At 62.8% G+C, this 17,858-nt stretch carries 17 protein-coding genes; 4 read left to right on the top strand and 13 right to left on the bottom strand.

Going from position 1 to position 17,858, the window contains the following annotated elements; all coding sequences use genetic code 11:
• Positions 1-29 precede the first annotated feature (29 nt).
• The gene (locus tag V8N38_RS00945; RefSeq protein WP_048232416.1) at positions 30-890 is read right to left on the bottom strand and encodes a carboxylate/amino acid/amine transporter; all 861 of its coding nucleotides are present in this window, start codon (positions 888-890) and stop codon (positions 30-32) included.
• Between the two features lie 151 nt (positions 891-1,041).
• Here V8N38_RS00945 and V8N38_RS00940 point away from each other — a divergent pair, with 151 nt between their 5' ends.
• The gene (locus tag V8N38_RS00940) at positions 1,042-1,371 is read left to right on the top strand and encodes a hypothetical protein (protein ID WP_038874168.1); all 330 of its coding nucleotides are present in this window, start codon (positions 1,042-1,044) and stop codon (positions 1,369-1,371) included.
• On the opposite strand, the gene V8N38_RS00935 is transcribed toward V8N38_RS00940, so the two are convergent.
• The 12 genes from V8N38_RS00935 to V8N38_RS00880 all read right to left on the bottom strand — a co-directional run bounded on the left by V8N38_RS00935 (position 1,352) and on the right by V8N38_RS00880 (position 13,763).
• Entirely contained in the window at positions 1,352-2,308 is a 957-nt protein-coding gene (locus V8N38_RS00935; RefSeq protein WP_049202434.1) for an AEC family transporter, read from the bottom strand. The genes V8N38_RS00940 and V8N38_RS00935 overlap by 20 nt on opposite strands.
• A gap of 60 nt (positions 2,309-2,368) precedes the next feature.
• Positions 2,369-3,106 (bottom strand): glycerophosphodiester phosphodiesterase, encoded by a 738-nt coding sequence (gene ugpQ, locus V8N38_RS00930; protein ID WP_047729384.1) that lies wholly within the window; start codon positions 3,104-3,106, stop codon positions 2,369-2,371.
• Entirely contained in the window at positions 3,106-4,176 is a 1,071-nt protein-coding gene (locus V8N38_RS00925) for a sn-glycerol-3-phosphate import ATP-binding protein UgpC (RefSeq protein ID WP_060424153.1), read from the bottom strand. The genes ugpQ and V8N38_RS00925 overlap by 1 nt, the downstream gene beginning before the upstream one ends.
• A 5-nt stretch (positions 4,177-4,181) precedes the next feature.
• Positions 4,182-5,027 carry a sn-glycerol-3-phosphate ABC transporter permease UgpE gene (gene ugpE / locus V8N38_RS00920; protein WP_019455301.1) on the bottom strand — a complete coding sequence of 282 codons (846 nt, stop codon included), beginning with the start codon at positions 5,025-5,027 and terminating at the stop codon, positions 4,182-4,184.
• Complete coding sequence (ugpA, locus tag V8N38_RS00915; protein ID WP_147840559.1) at positions 5,024-5,911, bottom strand: sn-glycerol-3-phosphate ABC transporter permease UgpA; 888 nt, start codon at positions 5,909-5,911, stop codon at positions 5,024-5,026. Before ugpA ends, ugpE begins: the two co-directional genes overlap by 4 nt.
• Positions 5,912-5,989: 78 nt before the next feature.
• Positions 5,990-7,309 (bottom strand): sn-glycerol-3-phosphate ABC transporter substrate-binding protein UgpB, encoded by a 1,320-nt coding sequence (gene ugpB, locus V8N38_RS00910; protein ID WP_049195230.1) that lies wholly within the window; start codon positions 7,307-7,309, stop codon positions 5,990-5,992.
• A 312-nt stretch (positions 7,310-7,621) separates the two neighbouring features.
• On the bottom strand, positions 7,622-8,809 hold the full coding sequence (locus V8N38_RS00905; protein WP_049202437.1) for a PLP-dependent aminotransferase family protein: 1,188 nt from the start codon (positions 8,807-8,809) through the stop codon (positions 7,622-7,624).
• A gap of 44 nt (positions 8,810-8,853) precedes the next feature.
• A complete protein-coding gene (livF, locus tag V8N38_RS00900) occupies positions 8,854-9,555 on the bottom strand; it encodes a high-affinity branched-chain amino acid ABC transporter ATP-binding protein LivF (RefSeq protein WP_038874157.1) in 702 nt (233 codons plus the stop codon).
• A gap of 1 nt (position 9,556) precedes the next feature.
• A complete protein-coding gene (livG, locus tag V8N38_RS00895; protein WP_025304904.1) occupies positions 9,557-10,327 on the bottom strand; it encodes a high-affinity branched-chain amino acid ABC transporter ATP-binding protein LivG in 771 nt (256 codons plus the stop codon).
• Positions 10,324-11,607 carry a high-affinity branched-chain amino acid ABC transporter permease LivM gene (locus V8N38_RS00890; protein WP_060441197.1) on the bottom strand — a complete coding sequence of 428 codons (1,284 nt, stop codon included), beginning with the start codon at positions 11,605-11,607 and terminating at the stop codon, positions 10,324-10,326. The genes livG and V8N38_RS00890 overlap by 4 nt, the downstream gene beginning before the upstream one ends.
• Positions 11,604-12,530 carry a high-affinity branched-chain amino acid ABC transporter permease LivH gene (gene livH, locus V8N38_RS00885; protein WP_038874154.1) on the bottom strand — a complete coding sequence of 309 codons (927 nt, stop codon included), beginning with the start codon at positions 12,528-12,530 and terminating at the stop codon, positions 11,604-11,606. The genes V8N38_RS00890 and livH overlap by 4 nt, the downstream gene beginning before the upstream one ends.
• A 117-nt stretch (positions 12,531-12,647) precedes the next feature.
• Positions 12,648-13,763, bottom strand: coding sequence for a branched-chain amino acid ABC transporter substrate-binding protein (locus V8N38_RS00880; protein ID WP_025304902.1), 1,116 nt, complete (start codon positions 13,761-13,763; stop codon positions 12,648-12,650).
• A gap of 405 nt (positions 13,764-14,168) precedes the next feature.
• Here V8N38_RS00880 and panM point away from each other — a divergent pair, with 405 nt between their 5' ends.
• The 3 genes from panM to V8N38_RS00865 are packed head-to-tail and all read left to right on the top strand — an operon-like array spanning position 14,169 to position 17,837.
• Positions 14,169-14,561 (top strand): aspartate 1-decarboxylase autocleavage activator PanM, encoded by a 393-nt coding sequence (panM, locus tag V8N38_RS00875; protein WP_060441198.1) that lies wholly within the window; start codon positions 14,169-14,171, stop codon positions 14,559-14,561.
• Complete coding sequence (locus V8N38_RS00870) at positions 14,558-15,775, top strand: DUF3142 domain-containing protein (RefSeq protein ID WP_147840558.1); 1,218 nt, start codon at positions 14,558-14,560, stop codon at positions 15,773-15,775. The genes panM and V8N38_RS00870 overlap by 4 nt, the downstream gene beginning before the upstream one ends.
• Before the next feature lie 43 nt (positions 15,776-15,818).
• On the top strand, positions 15,819-17,837 hold the full coding sequence (locus tag V8N38_RS00865) for a hypothetical protein (protein ID WP_371935056.1): 2,019 nt from the start codon (positions 15,819-15,821) through the stop codon (positions 17,835-17,837).
• The last annotated feature ends 21 nt before the right edge of the window (positions 17,838-17,858 follow it).

Raw genomic sequence — 17,858 nt, 5'->3', positions numbered from 1 at the left:
GGCCCCCCGGACCGGGGTGGCCCGCCCGCTTAGCCGAGCTGTTTCGGCGCCACCCAGCGGCGATGCACCCACAGCGAAGCGACGATCACCGCCCCGCCGATGATAAAGCTCGGCCAGTGCGGCTGCTGTTGCCAGATGGCCAGGTTGACCAACAAACCGGCCGGCACATGCATATTGTTCATGATGCCGAGCGTGCCGGCATCCACCTGCGTCGCGCCGTAGTTCCACATGAAGTAGCCCAGCCCCGACGCCACCACGCCCAGCCAGATCAGCACGCCCCACTGCAGATTGGTGGTCGGCAGCTGCTGCGGATTGCCCCACAGGAACCAGGCCACCACCGCCACCGCCGCCGCCCCCAGGTAGAACCAGGAAAATGCGGTGTGCTGCGGCAAGGGGTGCACTTCCATCAGGCGCTTATAGCCGACCATGCCGATGGCGAAGCTGATATTCGCCGCCTGCACCAACAGCAGCCCCCACCAGAAATGCTCACTCAGCTGGTGATAACGGATAATCGCCGCGCCCAGCACCGCCAGCAACGCGCTGAAGACATAGCCCCAACGCAGGCGTCGGCCGCTCAGCAAGTCGTAGATCAGCGTGATGTACAGCGGCGTCAGCACGGTGAACAGCAGGAATTCCGGCACCGTCAGGTACAGATAGGCGCGGAAGCTGAACAGGTACATGATGCCCAACTGGAAGGCGCCCACCAGCATATACAGCAGGATCACCTTGAGTTTGATGTTGCGCCAACGCAGAAACGGCAGAAACACCAGCGCCGCCAGCCCGATGCGCACCAGCGCCGAGAATCCGCTGTCGACGTGGCCCGCCAGGTACTCGCCAATCAGGCTGAAAGAAAATGCCCACAGAATGGTGGTTATAACCAAAAGCAGCACGATGGGTTCACCCTAAAAAGACCGAAAGGGCGATTGTAACGGAAGATGCGCACCGCGTTGGTGAAAAGGCGGTTTACATCCGAACAAAAGATAAACTACCGGCAAAATTTCACCGCTGGGTTAGGCTTAATAAAAAGGCGAGGTAACCATCATGAAAACTTCTCACATCCTGTTCGCCCTGCTGTGGCTGCCCGGCCTGGCTGCGGCGGCCAACGGCGTAACCGATCTGCGTTCACAGCAGCAGTTTCTCAACCAAAGCAGCCAGCAGGCCCAGCAACAGCGCCTGTTGAACAATCGGCAAATGGACCAACGCCGCCTGCAGCAACAGCGGCAGTTCGACAATCAGCGGCAACAGCTGATGCAAACCACGCCGAACGGCGGGCAACTGCTGCCTAATGGCAATCAGCCGCGCGATCCGTTCAATCGCACCGCGCCGGCGGTGCCGCAGGCACCGATGCCGGCTACGCCCGCACGCCCATAACGGTGAGGATCAGCGGCGTGGTGATCGCCGCCAGCACGGTGGACATCACCAGGCTGGTGGCGGCCGGGCCGGTGAGCGTATTGAACTGGCGCGACATCAGGTAGACGTTCACCCCCACCGCCATCGACCCCAGCAGCACCACAACGCGGGTTTCCATCGGCGGCAGATCCATCATCCAGGCCAGCAGCCAAATCACTAGCGGCTGCACCAGCAACTTCAGCACGCAGATGGCGCTGCTCAGCTGCCAGCCTTCGCTGATGCGGTACTCGGCAAGCCCCATGCCCAGCACCACCAGCGACAGCGGCGCCGCCACCTGGCCGAGCATGCTGACCGGCCGATCGACGAAGGCCGGCAGCGGCAGGCCGGTCAGGCTGAACAGGGTGCCGGACAAGATGCCGACGATCAGCGGATTGGTCAGCACGCTACGCGCGGTTTTAACGAAACCGCTCAGCGTCGGCGAACCATTGCGCGCCCATTCGATCGACACCGTCACCAGCGTCCACAGGATCAGGCCGTTGAACACCAGCACCAGCGCCACCGACGGGATCGCCGCCTCCCCCAGCATCACGCCGGCGATCGGCAAGCCGAGCATCACGTTATTGGAGAAAATACCGCCCAGCGCAAACACCGATCCGGCGACGCCATCCAGCCGGAAGAGATGCCGGGCGACGAGGCGGCCAAGCACAAACACGATCAGGCAACTGCCGAAGAACGCGATCAGCAGCCGGGCGTCGACCGCCGGGCGCTGCGAGAAGTCGCACATCATGCGAAACAGCATGGCGGGCAAGGCGAGGGAAAACACGAAGCGCGTCAGGCCATCGGTGATGCTGGCAGGCCATTTCCCCCAGCGAATCAGCCCATAACCCAACGCAATCAGGACGAACAGCGGTAAAGACAGCACGATCTGGTGCCACAGTGACAGGATAAAGCCAGGCATCGCATTCCTTCCGGTGGTGCGGCGGCAAGGCTTGTCGTCGCGGGATTCATCGGTGCCGGATTAAAAATCCGGGCCGATCAAATCTATCCGGTCGGTGCAAATGCAGTCAACGCCCCAGTCGAGCAGCAGGCGCGCGCGATCCGGTTGGTTGACGGTGTACACCAGAATGCGCAGCCCGGCGTCTTTCAACGCTTTTACCCGCTCGGCGGTCAGCGCTTTGTGATCGATATGCAGCGAGACGCAGTCCAGGCGTTCGGTCAGCTCGCGCCAGTTGTCGTCCCAGTCCTCGAGCAGCAGGCCGCGCGGCAAATCCGGCACGGTGCGCTGCGCCGCCGCCAGCGCTTCTACCGAGAAGGAGGAAAGCAGCGGATCGGTCTGCCCTTGCCACAGCAGCCGCGCCGCCAGCGCCACCACCCGGCCGGTTTCATCGTCGCTGCCGGTGGTCGGCTTGATCTCGATATTGGCCATCAGGCCGTGTTCCTGGCAGCGTTCCGCCACCTCCGACAACAGCGGCAGCCGCTCGCCCTTGAAGGCCGAGCTGTACCAGTTGCCGGCGTCCAGCTGCACCAGTTTGTCCCACGGCAGCTCGCCCGCCACGCCCCAACCGTTGCTGGTGCGATCCAGCGTGTCGTCGTGCAGCAGAAAAATTTGCCCGTCCTGCGCCAGCTTGGCATCGAACTCGATCATCTTGTGGCCGTGGCGCGCGCCGACGTCGATCGCCGCCAGGGTGTTTTCCGGCGCCAGAGAACCGCCGCCGCGGTGGGCAACGATATGAGGGTAAGGCCAGGGTCTAGTCATCAATCCATCCGTAATCCGCTGTGGGTGTCAAAGAAGTGCAGCGCCTGAGCAGGCAGCTGCAAATATAGCGTACAGCCCGCCGCCGGCAAGGTTTCGTGCGACAGCCGCGCGATCACCCCGTGGCCGCCCCACTGGCCGTGCGCCAGGTTGTCGGCCCCCAGCAGTTCCAGCGTCTGCAGCTGCAGCGGCACGCCCTGGCCTTGCGCCACCAGTTGAATATGCTCCGGCCGAATGCCCAACGTCAACTGCCGCCCCGCCCACTGCGGTTTGGCCGCCGGCAACGGCAGCGCCATGCCGTCCGCCAGCAGCAGCTGGCCGCCGTCGGCGCTGAGGGTGCCGGGCAAGAGGTTCATCGCTGGCGATCCGATAAAGCCCGCGACAAACAGCGAAGCCGGCCGTTGATACACTTCGCTCGGGGTGCCGATCTGTTCCGCCACGCCCTTGTTCATTACGATGACCCGCTGCGCCAGCGTCATCGCCTCCACCTGATCGTGCGTCACGTACAGGCTGGTGGTTTTCAGACGACGATGCAGCTGTTGCAGCTCCAGGCGCATCTGCACCCGCAGCTTGGCGTCCAGGTTGGACAGCGGCTCATCGAACAGGAATACCGCCGGTTCGCGCACGATGGCGCGCCCCATCGCCACGCGCTGGCGCTGGCCGCCGGAAAGCTCGCGCGGTTTGCGTTTGAGCAGCGGCTCCAGCTCCAGGATGCGCGCCGCCTCCTCCACCCGCTGGCGGATATGATCCTTGCCGAAACCGCGGATCTTGAGGCCGTAGGCCATGTTGTCGTACACGCTCATGTGCGGATAGAGCGCGTAGTTCTGGAACACCATCGCGATGCCGCGATCCTTGGGCTCCAGATCGGTCACGCGCCGGGTATCGATATAGATATCGCCGCTGGTGGTGCGTTCCAGCCCGGCCACCATACGCAGCAGCGTGGATTTGCCGCAGCCGGACGGGCCGACCATCACGATGAATTCGCCGTCCGCCACATCGAGGTCGATCTGTTTGATCACCGGCGTTTTACCGTCGTAAGACTTGGTGACCGCCTGTAGTTTTAATCCTGCCATCGTCGTTATTTCTCGCTATCAACCAGACCGCGCACAAACCAGCGCTGCATCAGAAGCACCACCGCCAGCGGTGGCAATAAAGTCAGAATCATCGCCGCCATCACCTGGTTCCACTGGGTCGGCGCGCCGGAAGTGGAGATCATGCTCTTGATGCCCGCCACCGCGGTGCCCATCGAGGCGTCGCTGGTGATCAGGATCGGCCACAGGTATTGGTTCCAGCCGTAGATAAAGGTGATGACGAACAGCGCCGCCAGATTGGTTTTCGACAGCGGCAGCACGATGTCCCAGAAGAAACGCATCGGCCCGGCGCCGTCGATGCGCGCCGCCTCCAGCAGCTCATCCGGCAGCGTCATGAAGAACTGGCGCAGCAGGAAGGTCGCGGTGGCCGAGGCCATCAGCGGCAACGTCAGGCCGGTGTAGCTGTCCAGCAGGTTGAGGTTGGAGATCACCTCCACCGTCGGGAAAATACGCACCTCCACCGGCAGCATCAGGGTGAGGAAAATCAGCCAGAAGAACAGGCTGCGCAGCGGAAAGCGGAAGTACACGATGGCGTAAGCCGACAGCACCGACACCGCAATTTTGCCGAAGGTGATCGCCAGCGCCATGATCACGCTGTTCAGCAGCAGCAGCGAGAACGGCACCTTGAGGTTGCCCACGCCGCCCTGCCAGATATTGCGGATGTTCTCCCACAGGTGGCCGCCGGGCACCAGCGTCATCGGTACCTGAAACACCTGCTTGTCGTCCAGCGTGGCGGCGACAAAGGCCACGTACAGCGGGAACAGCACCACCAGCACGCCGATAATCAGCATCACATGGCTGAAGATATCCAGCCCGCGTCGATTCTCAATCATTGATAGCGCACCTTACGTTCAACAAAGCGGAACTGGATCACCGTCAGGCCGATCACCAGCAGCATCAGGATCACCGACTGCGCGGCAGAGCTGGAGAGATCCAATCCGGCGAAGCCTTCGCGGTAGATCTTGTAGATCAACGTGGTGGTGGACTGCACCGGCCCGCCGCCGGTGGCGGCGTCGATCACCGGGAAGGTATCGAAGAAGGCGTACACCAGATTGACCACCAGCAGGAAGAAGCTCACCGGCGCGATCAGCGGCAGCACCAGATGGAAGAAACGCCGCACCGGGCCGGCGCCGTCGATGGCCGCCGCCTCCACCAGCGAGCGCGGGATCGACTGCAGCGCCGCGAGGAAAAACAGGAAGTTATAGCTTATCTGCTGCCATACCGAGGCCAGCACCACCAGGAACATCGCCTGGCCGCTGTTTTGCGCATGGTTCCAGTTATAGCCCAGCCCGTTGAGGAAATGGGTGATCAACCCCAGGCCGGGGTTGAACAGAAAGATCCACAGCACCGCCGCCACCGCCGGTGCCACCGCATAGGGCAGGATCATCAGCGTGCGATAGAGGCGGCTGCCGCGCAGCACGTAGTCCACCAGCGCGGCGAAGAACAGCGACACCGCCAGCCCGATGCCCGCCACCAGGAAGCTGAAGATCAGCGTGGTGTAGAACGAGTCGAGATAGTAAGGATCCTGAAACAGCTGCTTAAAGTTATCCAGCCCAACAAACTGGCTGGACAGGCCGAACGGATCGAGGCTCTGCACCGAATACCACAGCGCCTCGCCGGCGGGCCATAAAAAGAAGATGGCGGTAATCAGCAGCTGCGGCAGCACCAACGCATAGGGCAACCAGCTGCAGCCGAAACCGGGACGGGAAGATGACATAGCAGTTAAACCATTAATCGGGTACGGAAGGATTGGCGTGAAGACGCGAGCCCGATCGGACGGGCCCGCGACGCAGGGTTACTTGGTTGATGCTTCGAAACGCCGCAGCAGCACGTCACCGCGCTGCACGGCGGCGTCCAACGCCTGCTGAGGCGTTTTCTTACCGGTCCACACGCCTTCCAGTTCCTCATCCACCACGCTGCGGATCTGCGGCATGTTGCCCAGGCGCAGGCCCTTGGTGAACGGCAACGGCGGCTTGTTCAGCATCTGGCGAGTGGCGACGTCGGCACCCGGGTTCTTGTCGTAGAAGCCCTGCTGCTTGGTCAGATCGTAAGCCGCGGTGGTGATCGGCAGATAGCCGGTCTTCTGGTGCCATTCGGCGGCGATTTCCGGCTGCGCCAGGTACTGCAGGAACTCGGCCACGCCCTTGTAGGTGGCGGCGTCTTTGCCGTTCATCACCCACAGGCTGGCCCCGCCGATGATGGCGTTCTGCGGCGCGTTTTTCGCGTCAGCGTCGTACGGCATCATGCCGACGCCGTAGTTGAATTTGGCGTAGTGCTTGATGTCCGCCAGCGAACCGGAAGAAGCGGTGGTGATGGCGCAGTCGCCGTTATAAAACTTCTCGGTGGATTCGTCTTTGCGGCCGAAGTAGGTGAAATCGCCCTTCTTGTTCATCGCCTCCAGCAGCTCGATGTGCTTGACCTGCAGCGGCTTGTTGAACTCCAGCTTGGCGTTGGTGCCGCCGAACCCGTTGTTTTCGCTGGCGAACGGCACGCCGTGCCAGGCGCTGAAGTTCTCCAGCTGGATCCAGCCCTGCCAGCCGCTGGCGTAGCCGCACTTCATGCCGGCCTCACGCAGCTTGGCGGTATCCGCCGCCAGCTCCTGCCAGGTTTTCGGCGGCTGGTCCGGGTTCAGGCCGGCCTTCTTGAAGGCGTCTTTGTTGTAGTACAGCACCGGCGTGGAGCTGTTGAACGGCTGAGACAGCAGATGGCCGCTCTTGTTGTCGGTGTAATAGCCGGCTACCGTCGGCACGAACACCGACTCGTCGAAGTTGATGCCGGCCTCTTTAAACACTTCGTAGACCGGTTTGATGGCCTTGCTGGCCATCATGGTGGCGGTGCCCACCTCGTAAACCTGCAGGATCGCCGGCGCCTTGCCGGAGCGGTAAGCGGCGATGCCCGCCGCCAGGCTCTGTTCGTAGTTGCCTTTATAAACCGGCACAATCTTGACGTCGCTGTGCGACTGGTTGAAGCGATCCGCCAGGGAATCCACTTCCTTACCCAGTTCGCCTTCCATCGAATGCCAGAACGGGATCTCGGTCGCCGCCAGCGCCTGAGTGCTGACCGCCAGGGTCAACGCGACGCACAGCGTGGTTTTGCGAATAGCGTAGGTGAGCATGCCTAACTCCTGAAAAAAGCTGGTGTAAAAGCGCGTGAGCGAAAAGAATCAATTCTTGATGAGGGAGTGCCCCCTATAGCTTTCGAGTTGCAGCTAGGCGGCAACCTGCTGGCACCCTGGAGCTTAGCTAACTAAGTGACAGGGGGGCAGTCGGGCAGCCAACAACGCTGCGGCTCGAAAGATGACGGGGGATAACATGCCATGCGCGGATGACAGAAAAATAACCGTTATATGACAGCCACATGACGGCAAGGTGAAGTGAAGATGGCGGTTTGATGTCGGCGGCGGGCATGGGCTCCGCCGCCGCGAGGATTACAGCGAACGGCGCAGACGCGCCACCGCTTCCTGCATCTGCTGTTCGGTGGCGGTGGCGAACGACAGGCGGAAGGTCGAACGATCCGGGTTGTCGGAGAAGAAGTATTCCCCCGGCACGAACACCACGCCCTGCTGCAGGGTAGCGTTCAGCCATTCGGTGGCGTTGAACGGCTGGCGGAAACGCGCCCACAGGAACATGCCGCCCTTCGGCTTATCGAAGGTGATGTAGTCGCCCAGCTCCTGCTCCACCAAACCGGCCAGGATCTCGCCCTTCTGTTTGTAGGCGGCGCGGATCTTGTCGATCTGCGCCGGCAGGCGGCCCAGGCCGAGGTAGCATTCGACGATGCTCTGCGACAGCGCGCTGGCGTGCAGATCCGCCGCCTGCTTGATGATCGCCACTTTATGCAGCAGGAACGGCGGCAGGATCGCCCAGCCCAACCGCAGGCCCGGCGCCAGGATCTTGGAGAAGGTCGAGGTATAGATGATGTGGTCGGTGTTGCCCAGCACCCGCTGTGACACCTGATGCAGCGTCGGGTGGCGCTCTTCGGTAAAACGCAGCTCGCCGTACGGATCGTCTTCGATGATCAGGAAGTTATGTTCGGCGGCCAGCTTCACCAGCAGTTCGCGGCGCGCGGCGCTCAGGGTGATGCCGCTGGGGTTGCCGAAGTTCGGCACCACGTACACACCCTTGATGCGCTGGGTTTTCAGCAGCTCGGCCAGCTCTTCCACCACCATGCCGTCGCTGTCGGACGAGACCGACATGATGTTGGCTTCCGCCAGCTCCAACGTTTGCAGCGCCGCCAGGTAGGTCGGGCGCTCCACCACGAACACGTCGCCGGGGTTGACGATGGCGCGCATCACCAAATCCAATGCCTGCTGCGAGCCGGCGGTGACCATCACCTCTTCCGCGCCAGCGGTGACGCCGCGCTCGGCGCACAGCGCGCAAATGCGCTCACGCAGCAGCGGGCTGCCCTCGGTCAGGCCATACTGGAACGCGCTTTTCGGCTGTTCGGTGATCGCCTGCTGGGTGGCGATGCTCAATCCTTCGAAATCGAACAGCGCATCAGAGGGGATGCCGCCCGCCAGCGAAATGACGTGTTCCATCTTGCTGTGTTTAAGCAATTCACGGATGGCCGAACTTTTTACGTTAACGATGCGCTGCGCGAGTAACCCTTCTGTCTTCATTTCTTCTTCTCGTACCTGATTATTTTAATTCGTAGGGGGGCGGATTAACCGCCCAGATACGCCGACCTCACTGCTTCGTTGGCTAACAATGCAGCCCCCGTATCTTCCAACACCACGCGGCCGTTTTCCAGCACATAACCGCGGTCCGCCAATTTCAGCGCCTGATTGGCGTTTTGTTCCACCAGGAAGATGGTCATGCCCTCTTCCCGCAGCTGCTGAATGATGTCGAAAATCTGCTGGATGATGATGGGCGCCAGCCCGAGCGAGGGCTCGTCGAGCAGCAGCAGCTTCGGCTGGCTCATCAGCGCGCGGCCGATGGCCAACATCTGCTGCTCGCCGCCGGACATGGTGCCGGCACGCTGGCTTCGGCGTTCCAGCAGGCGCGGGAACAGCGTGAACACCCGTTCGATGCGCTGTTGATACTGCCGGCGATCGGCGAAGAAGCCGCCCATCGCCAGGTTTTCTTCCACCGTCATGCGCGAGAAGACGCGCCGCCCTTCCGGCACGATCGCCACCGCTTCGCGCATGATGCGCGAGGTTTGCCACTGGGTGATGTCCTGGTTCTGAAAGACGATGCTGCCTTCGCTGGCGCGCGGCTCGCCGCACAGGGTGCCGAGCAGCGTGGTTTTACCGGCGCCGTTGGCGCCGATTAACGTCACGATTTCCCCCTGGCTTATCGTGAGACTGACCTGATGCAGCGCCTGAATTTTGCCGTAATGGGCGGATACCTGATTGAATGACAACATATTATTCTTCGCCCAAATAAGCCCGGATCACGTCCGGGTTGTTGCGGATCTCCGCCGGTGTGCCCTGCGCCAGCGGCGTGCCCTGATTCACCACGTAAATGCGGTCGGAAATGCCCATCACCAGCTTCATGTCGTGCTCGATCAGCAGCACCGATACCTTATGCCGATCGCGCAGCTCGACGATCAGGTGATCCAGCTCGTCGGTCTCTTTCGGGTTGAGGCCGGCGGCCGGTTCATCCAGCATCAGCAGCTCCGGCCGGGTCACCATGCAGCGGGCGATCTCCAGCCGCCGCTGCTGCCCATAGGCCAGGTTGCCCGCCGAGCGGTTGGCCATTTCCAGCAGGCCGACGCGCTCCAGCCACTCCGCCGCGCGCGCCAGCGCTTCGGCTTCGGCGCGGCGGAAGGCCGGGGTTTTCAGCAACCCGGCAAACACGCCGCTTTTCAGGTGCTGATGCTGCGCCACCAGCAGGTTTTCGATCACCGTCATTTCACGGAACAGCCGCACGTGCTGGAAAGTGCGCACCACCCCCATGCGGGCGATGGCCTGCCCCGCCAACCCTTCCAGGTGGCGATCGCGCAATTTGATGGTGCCGCCGGTCGGGCGGTAAAAACCGGTCAGGCAGTTGAACACCGTGGTCTTACCGGCGCCGTTGGGGCCGATCAGCGACACGATTTCACCTTCGTTCAGCGTCAACGCCACGTTGTTGACCGCCAGCAGCCCGCCGAAACGCATCGACAGGCCCTCCACCTGCAGCAAAGGTTGAACGCTCATGCCTGCTCCCCCTTGCCCGCGTGAATGTCCGCCGCCTGCAGCTTCAGCTGCGGCCGTTTCATCGGCAACAGCCCCTGCGGCCGCCAAATCATCATCAGCACCATCAGCGCACCCAGCAGCAACATGCTGTATTCATTCAGATCGCGCATCAGCTCGCGCGACACCACCAGCAGGATCGCCGCCAGAATGACCGCGAACTGCGAGCCCATGCCCCCCAGCACGACGATCGCCAGTACGAAGGCCGATTCGACGAAGGTGAAGGATTCCGGGCTGACGAACCCCTGGCGCGCGGCGAACAGCGTGCCGGCAAACCCGGCGAAAGCGGCGCTGATGGTAAAAGCGGTCAGCTTGATGCGCGTCGGGCTGAGGCCCAGCGAGCGGCAGGCGATCTCGTCTTCGCGCAGCGCTTCCCAGGCGCGCCCCAGCGGCATACGCAGCAGGCGGTTGATGACGAACAGCGTCAGCACCACCAGCAGCAGCGCCACCAGGTACAGGAACACGATGCGATCGCTCGGATCGTATTTCAGGCCGAAGAAGTTATGGAAGGTATCCCAGCCGCCGTCGCGCACGCTGCGGTTGAACTCCAGGCCGAAGAAGGTCGGTTTCGGGATCTGGCTGATGCCGTTCGGTCCGCCGGTGATCTCGGTATTGTTCAGCAGCAGGATGCGCACGATCTCACCGAAGCCGAGCGTCACGATTGCCAGATAGTCGCCGCGCAGCCGCAGCACCGGGAAACCGAGCAGGAAGCCGAAGGCGGCGGTGACGATGCCCGCCAGCGGCAGGCTCTCCCAGAAGCCGAGGCCGTAATAGTGATTCAGCAGCGCGTAGGTGTAGGCGCCGATGGCGTAGAAACCGCCGTAGCCGAGCACCAGCAGACCGGACAAGCCCACCACCACGTTGAGGCCGAGGCCCAGCATCACGTAGATCAGCGTCAGGGTGGCGATATCCACCGTGCCGCGCGAGACCAGGAACGGCCAGGCGACCGCCGCGACGATGAGCAGAGCCGCCAGCAGCTTTTGCCGCGGCGTGGTGCCGTCGAAGCTCGGCAGCACGAACGCCGGGCCGGAGACTTTTTTCAATCCCTGCTGCAGCAGCGGGCGCAACAGCTGGAAGAAAAAGACGATGACGCAGCCGATGCCGATCCACATCCAGCGCACTTCCGCCGCGCCGTGCACCACCAGCTTGGTGCCGTCCAGGCTAAGCTGCATGCCCATCAGGAATGACGCCATCACGAACAGCACCGCCGTGGCGATCAGCGCATTGAGCAGATTGAGTTTCATACTTTCTCAACCTCCGGACGCCCGAGGATGCCGGTCGGCATGATCAGCAGCACCACGATCAGCAACGCGAACGACACCACGTCTTTATATTCAGTGCTGAGGTAGGCGGAGGTCAGCGCTTCCGCCACGCCCAGCACCAGGCCGCCGATCATCGCGCCGGGAATGCTGCCGATACCGCCCAGAACCGCGGCGGTGAAGGCTTTCATACCGGCCATAAAGCCGATGTAAGGGTTGATGACGCCGTAGAACTGGCCGAGCAATACCCCGGCCACCGCCGCCATCACCGCCCCGATGACGAAGGTCAGCGAGATCACCCGGTCGGTGTTGATGCCCAGCAGGCTGGCCATCTTCAGGTCTTCCGCACAGGCGCGGCAGGCGCGGCCCATGCGCGAATAACGGATAAACAGCGTCAGCGCCAGCATCGCCAGGAAGGTCACGAGCCAGATGATCAGCTGCATGGTGCTGATGGTGGCGGCGAAGCCGTTGCTTTCCCCCAGCACCCACTGGCCGGTCACCAGGCTGGGCAGCGCCAGATCGCGTGAGCCCTGCGTCAGGCTGACGTAGTTTTGCAGGAATATCGACATGCCGATGGCCGAGATCAGCGCAATCAGGCGCTTGGAGTTGCGCACCGGCTTGTAGGCCACCCGCTCGATGCTCCAGCCGTAGGCGCTGGCGATGACGATCGAGACCAGGAACGCGGCGCCGATCAGCAACCAGCCGACGTCGATACCGAGCATCATCAGGGCGGCGATGACGATAAAGGAGACATAGCTACCGATCATGTACACCTCGCCGTGGGCGAAGTTGATCATGCCGATGATGCCGTAAACCATGGTGTAACCGATGGCGATCAATGCATAGGTGCTGCCCAACGTTAAGCCGTTGAACATCTGCTGCAGAAAATAGAGGAGCTGCTCTGACATACTCTGAACCCTTGGCTGCGAAACCCGCCGGCGGAGAACCGGCGGGTAAAGGGAGACGGGGCCGGCAAGCCGACCCGCCGGGCGCAGCGGGCTGCGCCCCACCCTAATCATTATGGCTTATTTGATCGGTGTGGACGTGCCGTTGGCATGCCATTCGAACACGCCGAACTCGAAGCCTTTCAGATCGCCCTTGTCATCCCAGGTCAGCGGCCCCATCACGGTCTCCACCGGCTTGCCGGTTTTCAGATCCTTGACGATATCCGCCGGCTCCTGGCTGCCGCTGCGCTCCATGCCGGTGGTCAGCGACTGCAGCGCGGCATAGGTGGTCCAGACGAACGGGCCGGTCGGATCCAGCTTCTTGGCTTTCAATGCATCGACGATCGGCTGGTTGGCAGGCACCTGGTCGTAGCGTTTCGGCAGCGTCACCAGCATGCCTTCCGAAGCGGCTCCGGCGATGTTGGACAGCGAGGAGTTGCCCACGCCTTCCGGCCCCATGAAGCGGGTGGTCAACCCGGCCTGCTTGGCCTGACGCAGGATCTGGCCCATTTCCGGGTAGTAACCGCCGAAGTACACGAAGTCGATATTTTCTTTCTTCAGGCGCGCCACCAGGGTGGAGAAGTCTTTGTCGCCGGCGGTGATGCCTTCGAACATCGCCACTTCGGTGCCCTGTTTTTTCAGGCTGTCGCGCACCGAGCGGGCCAGGCCTTCACCGTATTGCTGCTTGTCGTGCACCACGGCGATGCGCTTCGGCTTGATGTCGCTGAGGATGTATTTGGCGGCGGTCGGGCCCTGATCCGAGTCCAGGCCGGTGGTGCGCAGGATCATCTTGTAGCCGCGGGTGGTCAGATCGGCGTTGGTGGCCGCCGGGGTAATCATGATCACGCCTTCGTCTTCATAGATATCGGACGCCGGCTGGGTAGACGAGGAGCACAGGTGGCCGATCACGTAGCGAATGCCGTCGTTGATCACCTTGTTGGCGACCGCAACCGCCTGTTTCGGGTCGCAGGCGTCGTCGTATTCCACGCCAACCAGCTTGTCGCCCTTGATACCGCCCTTGGCGTTGATATCGGCAATCGCCTGGCGCGCGCCGGTAAACTCCATGTCGCCATACTGCGCGACCGGGCCGGACATCGCCCCGACGATCGCCACCTTGATGTCTTTCGCCATGGCCGCCTGGCTCATGGCCATCGCAATACAACCCGCCAGCAGTGCCTTACCTGTTGTTAATTTCATCCGCAAATCCCCATCTGTCGTTGTGAACGTACCTGTTGTGTTTGCCTGCGCCCGATCGTTATTGACCGCTTTTGTTATAAGTAATAATGATTTAGGCGTTTTATCGGCATTATTTTCTAATAAGACTTTATTTTTCATGCCATTAAACAGGAATTTTCTTCTGCAAATCAACTTCATCCGGCAGAAACAAGCGGTGTAAACAGGATAAAATTCGAATTAAATCTGCGCTCTTTACCTTGAGGCGTAGTGCGTTGTGCTGGTTAACAATCCGTTTACTAACTATTTACTCGGAAAATGCCCCGTGCAAAAAACATATTGCACAGTAATCGTACAGAAAAACTTACACAACGCTCTGCACAAGATCTATTACACTGTCGGCATCATTTAGCTGCGCGGAAATTCTGCATGAAACTGACCATCGAGCGCCTGACCGCGCTGTCCCCGCAAGACCTTATCGACCTCGGTAAAATTTGGCCGCACCAGCAGCCGGAACAGTGGCAGAGCTGGCTGAGCAACGGCAAGGCGCTGTTCGCCGCCCGCTTCAACGAGCGGCTGCTGGGGGCGGTGAAAATCGCGCTGCAGGACGACCGCGCCGAACTGCAGGACCTGCTGGTGCGCGAAGTGACGCGCCGCCGCGGCGTCGGTCTTTACCTGGTGCAGGATGCGCAGCGTCAGCTGCCACAGGTCGCCCACTGGCAACTGTCGACCGCCGGCCTGGCGCCGCGCGAACGCGGGGAAGTCGATAACTTCATGCGCGCCTGCGGCTTCGCACCGCTGGGCGATCTCTGGCAAAAATGAAACGCCGGCTGGCGGCGCTGGTCTTGATTGCGCTGGGGCTGGCGGCCGCGCTCCTCGGGCGCCAGCAGGCGCTGCGCCTGGCCTCAGGCTGGGATCAGCAGGTTTATGTCTGGCAGCGGGTCTGGACGCCGCAGCACGCCGATGCGCTGGCGCACAGCCGCGATCTGTTCGGTGGGCTGCGCGTGCTGGCGCTGCAGGTACATCCGCGCGAGGGCTGGCGGGAGATCCCAGCCGATCTCAGCCTGCTGAAGCAGGACGGCCGCCCGCTCTGGCTGGTAGCACGCCTCGACGGCCAGCTGCCGCAGCTGGACCAAGAAGCCATTATCCAACGTCTGCTGGCGCTCACCCAACGCTGGCAGGCGGCCGGGCTGCCCGTCACCGGCGTCGAGATCGATCATGACGCCGCCACCGCCCGCCTGCCGGACTACCAACGCTTTCTACAGCGGCTGCACCAACGGCTGCCCGCCGCTTTGCAACTCGGCATCACCGCTCTGCCGGCCTGGATCGGCTCACCCACTCTGCCCGGCGTACTGCAGCAGGCCGACAGTTCCGTCCTGCAGGTGCATGCCGTGCTCTCGCCGCAGCAGGGGCTGTTTGACGGCCCCTTGGCGCTGCGCTGGGTGCGGCAGTACGCCGCCGTCACACCGAAGCCGTTTCGCGTCGCGCTGCCGGCCTACGGCATGGCGCTGCTGGGGTTTGATGCGCAGGGCGCGCAGGTGGAGAGCGAATCCTCGCTGCGCGTGGCGGGCAACGGCCGCGAGCTGACGGTCGCGCCGCAGCAGATCGCCGATTTTCTGCAAGCGCTGGCGCAGCAAACGCCGCCCCGGCTGCGCGGCATTATCTGGTTCCGCTTGCCGCTGGCGGACGATCGGCGCGCCTGGTCGCTCGCCACGCTGCGAGCGGTGATCGAACGGCGGCCACTGAACGTCGACTGGCAGGTAAAATTTAGGCCTCAGCCACAGCAAAACGGGCTGTATGATCTGATAATTCATAACAACGGGCCGGTGGACGCCCCGCTGCCGCAAGAGGTGGTCATCCGCGCCGACGACTGCCTGGCAGCGGACGCGGTCGGCAACTACCGGCTGGAATCCGCACCGCAACGGCAACGCTTTATCCGCATCAGCGGCGACCAGCTGCGCGCCGGGCAATCCCGGCCGCTGGGCTGGCTGCGCTGCCAACAACTGACGCCAGGAGGCACCCTTGTCACACCTTGATTCGCGCGCGGCACGGAACACCCGCCGCCTTCTTCCGCTGGCCATGCTGATCGGCGCCGCGCTGGCGCTGCCGCTGAACGGCTATGCCTGCGGCCCGGATTTTCCTAACCGGCTGCTGATCGACCGCAACGGCACCCTGCTGTATATGCCGGAGGGCAATTTCGCCTTCGAAGCCGGCCGGCTGGTGCCGGCGGATAAACAGTTGCCGCACTGGCAAGCCCCGCCGCCGCCGATGCCGCCGAAACCGATGCCGCAATCGCCGGAAACGGTGGCGATCGGTAAAATGCGCGCCGCCAAAACGGTGGAAGAAGCTGACGCCGTCAATACGCAGGGGTTGTCCAACGCCGCGCGTCTCTATCAACTGGGCGCCGTCGCTTTCGCCAGCCACGATCCACGCGCCACAGACTATTTCCAGCAGGTGCTGAAGCTGCCGGCCGCCGAGCAGGGCGACTGGGGGCTGCGGGCGCAGTATTCGCTTGGGCGGGTCTTGATGGCTGACCACGGTACGCCGGTGAATGAATCGGGTGAAGCGGCGCCCGCCGCCGAGCATCCGCCTAAAGCCGAACTGGAACAGGCGCTGGCGGCGTTCCAGCAGGTGATCGATCGGGTGAAAAGCGGCGCCGCCGACCCCGATCAGCTGGCGCTAAGCAGCCTCGGGCAGCAGGCGCGCATCCACCTGTGGCTGGGTGACGTCGCCCCCGCCGCCCACCTGTACGCACAGCAGGCGGCGCAGGGCGATCCGAGCGGCGGGCAGTCGCTGCAGTACGTCTCCAGTTTCCTGGTCAATCCCGACCATCTGGAAACGCTGAAACAGGTTATCGGCGATCCCTTAATCCAACAGCTGGTGACCATTGAACTGTTCGCCCGCAGCGGCAACCTGCAGATGGCGGATACCGACGGCAACGGCCGCTCCGCACAGATCATCAGCCAGATCCTGACGCTGCTGGACGGCACGGTGAAAAGCGGCTTCGCCGGCAGCGATCGGCTGGCGGCATTGGCCTACCGTTCCGGGCAGTACCCGATGGCGGCCAGCCTGCTGAAAAACGCCGGCGACAGCGGCCTGGCGTGGTGGCTGCGCGCCAAAATGGCGCTGCGTGACGGTGACGTGAAAGCTGCCACCGCCGCCTATGCCAAGGCGGCAAGCGCATTCCCCGCCGACGAAAGCTGGGGCGAACAGCGCAACGCCGACTTCGTCGCGGAAACCATCGTGCCCGAGTGCCGGGTGGCCGGCGAACAGGCTATCCTGGCGCTCAACCGCGGCGACTATCTGCAGGCGATGGACCTGCTGTATCGCGGCAAGGCGATCTACTGGGCCGACGTGGCCGACGTGGCGGAGCGGGTGCTGACCGTCGATGAGTTGAAAGGCTTTGTCGATAAGCACGCCCCGGCGCCGACGACGCCGCTCAAGCCGGTTAACCCGGACGACTACGGCGGCCAGCAGATCACGCCGGAAGTGCAGCTGCGCGAGCTGCTGGCGCGGCGCTTGATGCGCGCCGGGCGGGCCGCAGAGGCGCAGGCCTACTTCGATATCCCCAACTACCGCCAGGCGGCGCAGCAGTATGCCGACGAGCTGAAGGCCGCCAAGGACAAGTCCGCCGCGCCGCTGACGCGCGCACAGGCTTACTATCGCGCCGCCAACCTGCTACGCGCCCAGGGGCTGGAGTTTACCGGCTATGAGATGACGCCGGACTACGCCATCTATGGCGCCGGCTATTCCTATCTGGGGGATGCGTTCGATACTCGCGAGCTGAAGCACAAAAGCTGGATAGACAGCGCAGAAGCGGCGCGCGCCAAGGCGGCGCTGCCGACGCAGGACAACCGTTTCCTGCACTATCGCTGGCAGGCCGTGGGGTTGGCGCAGCAGGCGGCCGATCTGCTGCCGCCGAAAAGCCAGGCCTACGCCGCCGTGCTGTGTAACGCCGCCAGCTGGGTTATCAAGCGTGACGCCAAGACCGGCCGGGCACTTTATCAGCGCTACATCAACACCGGCACCCGCTACCCGTGGGCGGCAAAATTCGGCTACGACTGCCCGGCGCCGGACTTCGCCACTGTTGCGCCATAACGCCGAATTTCAGGCATGAAA

This window comes from Serratia nevei (assembly GCF_037948395.1).
In the GTDB taxonomy this organism is placed as follows: domain Bacteria; phylum Pseudomonadota; class Gammaproteobacteria; order Enterobacterales; family Enterobacteriaceae; genus Serratia; species Serratia nevei.
This window is presented reverse-complemented; position numbering and strand designations above follow the sequence as displayed.

What these genes read in the sequence shown, in the direction of transcription:
- V8N38_RS00940 (WP_038874168.1), top strand. Translation starts at nt 1,042, where the DNA reads ATGAAAACTTCTCACATCCTGTTCGCCCTGCTGTGGCTGCCCGGCCTG.
- V8N38_RS00935 (WP_049202434.1), bottom strand. Translation starts at nt 2,308, where the DNA reads ATGCCTGGCTTTATCCTGTCACTGTGGCACCAGATCGTGCTGTCTTTA.
- ugpQ (WP_047729384.1), bottom strand. Translation starts at nt 3,106, where the DNA reads ATGACTAGACCCTGGCCTTACCCTCATATCGTTGCCCACCGCGGCGGC.
- V8N38_RS00925 (WP_060424153.1), bottom strand. Translation starts at nt 4,176, where the DNA reads ATGGCAGGATTAAAACTACAGGCGGTCACCAAGTCTTACGACGGTAAA.
- ugpE (WP_019455301.1), bottom strand. Translation starts at nt 5,027, where the DNA reads ATGATTGAGAATCGACGCGGGCTGGATATCTTCAGCCATGTGATGCTG.
- ugpA (WP_147840559.1), bottom strand. Translation starts at nt 5,911, where the DNA reads ATGTCATCTTCCCGTCCCGGTTTCGGCTGCAGCTGGTTGCCCTATGCG.
- ugpB (WP_049195230.1), bottom strand. Translation starts at nt 7,309, where the DNA reads ATGCTCACCTACGCTATTCGCAAAACCACGCTGTGCGTCGCGTTGACC.
- V8N38_RS00905 (WP_049202437.1), bottom strand. Translation starts at nt 8,809, where the DNA reads ATGAAGACAGAAGGGTTACTCGCGCAGCGCATCGTTAACGTAAAAAGT.
- livF (WP_038874157.1), bottom strand. Translation starts at nt 9,555, where the DNA reads ATGTTGTCATTCAATCAGGTATCCGCCCATTACGGCAAAATTCAGGCG.
- livG (WP_025304904.1), bottom strand. Translation starts at nt 10,327, where the DNA reads ATGAGCGTTCAACCTTTGCTGCAGGTGGAGGGCCTGTCGATGCGTTTC.
- V8N38_RS00890 (WP_060441197.1), bottom strand. Translation starts at nt 11,607, where the DNA reads ATGAAACTCAATCTGCTCAATGCGCTGATCGCCACGGCGGTGCTGTTC.
- livH (WP_038874154.1), bottom strand. Translation starts at nt 12,530, where the DNA reads ATGTCAGAGCAGCTCCTCTATTTTCTGCAGCAGATGTTCAACGGCTTA.
- V8N38_RS00880 (WP_025304902.1), bottom strand. Translation starts at nt 13,763, where the DNA reads ATGAAATTAACAACAGGTAAGGCACTGCTGGCGGGTTGTATTGCGATG.
- panM (WP_060441198.1), top strand. Translation starts at nt 14,169, where the DNA reads ATGAAACTGACCATCGAGCGCCTGACCGCGCTGTCCCCGCAAGACCTT.
- V8N38_RS00870 (WP_147840558.1), top strand. Translation starts at nt 14,558, where the DNA reads ATGAAACGCCGGCTGGCGGCGCTGGTCTTGATTGCGCTGGGGCTGGCG.
- V8N38_RS00865 (WP_371935056.1), top strand. Translation starts at nt 15,819, where the DNA reads ATGCTGATCGGCGCCGCGCTGGCGCTGCCGCTGAACGGCTATGCCTGC.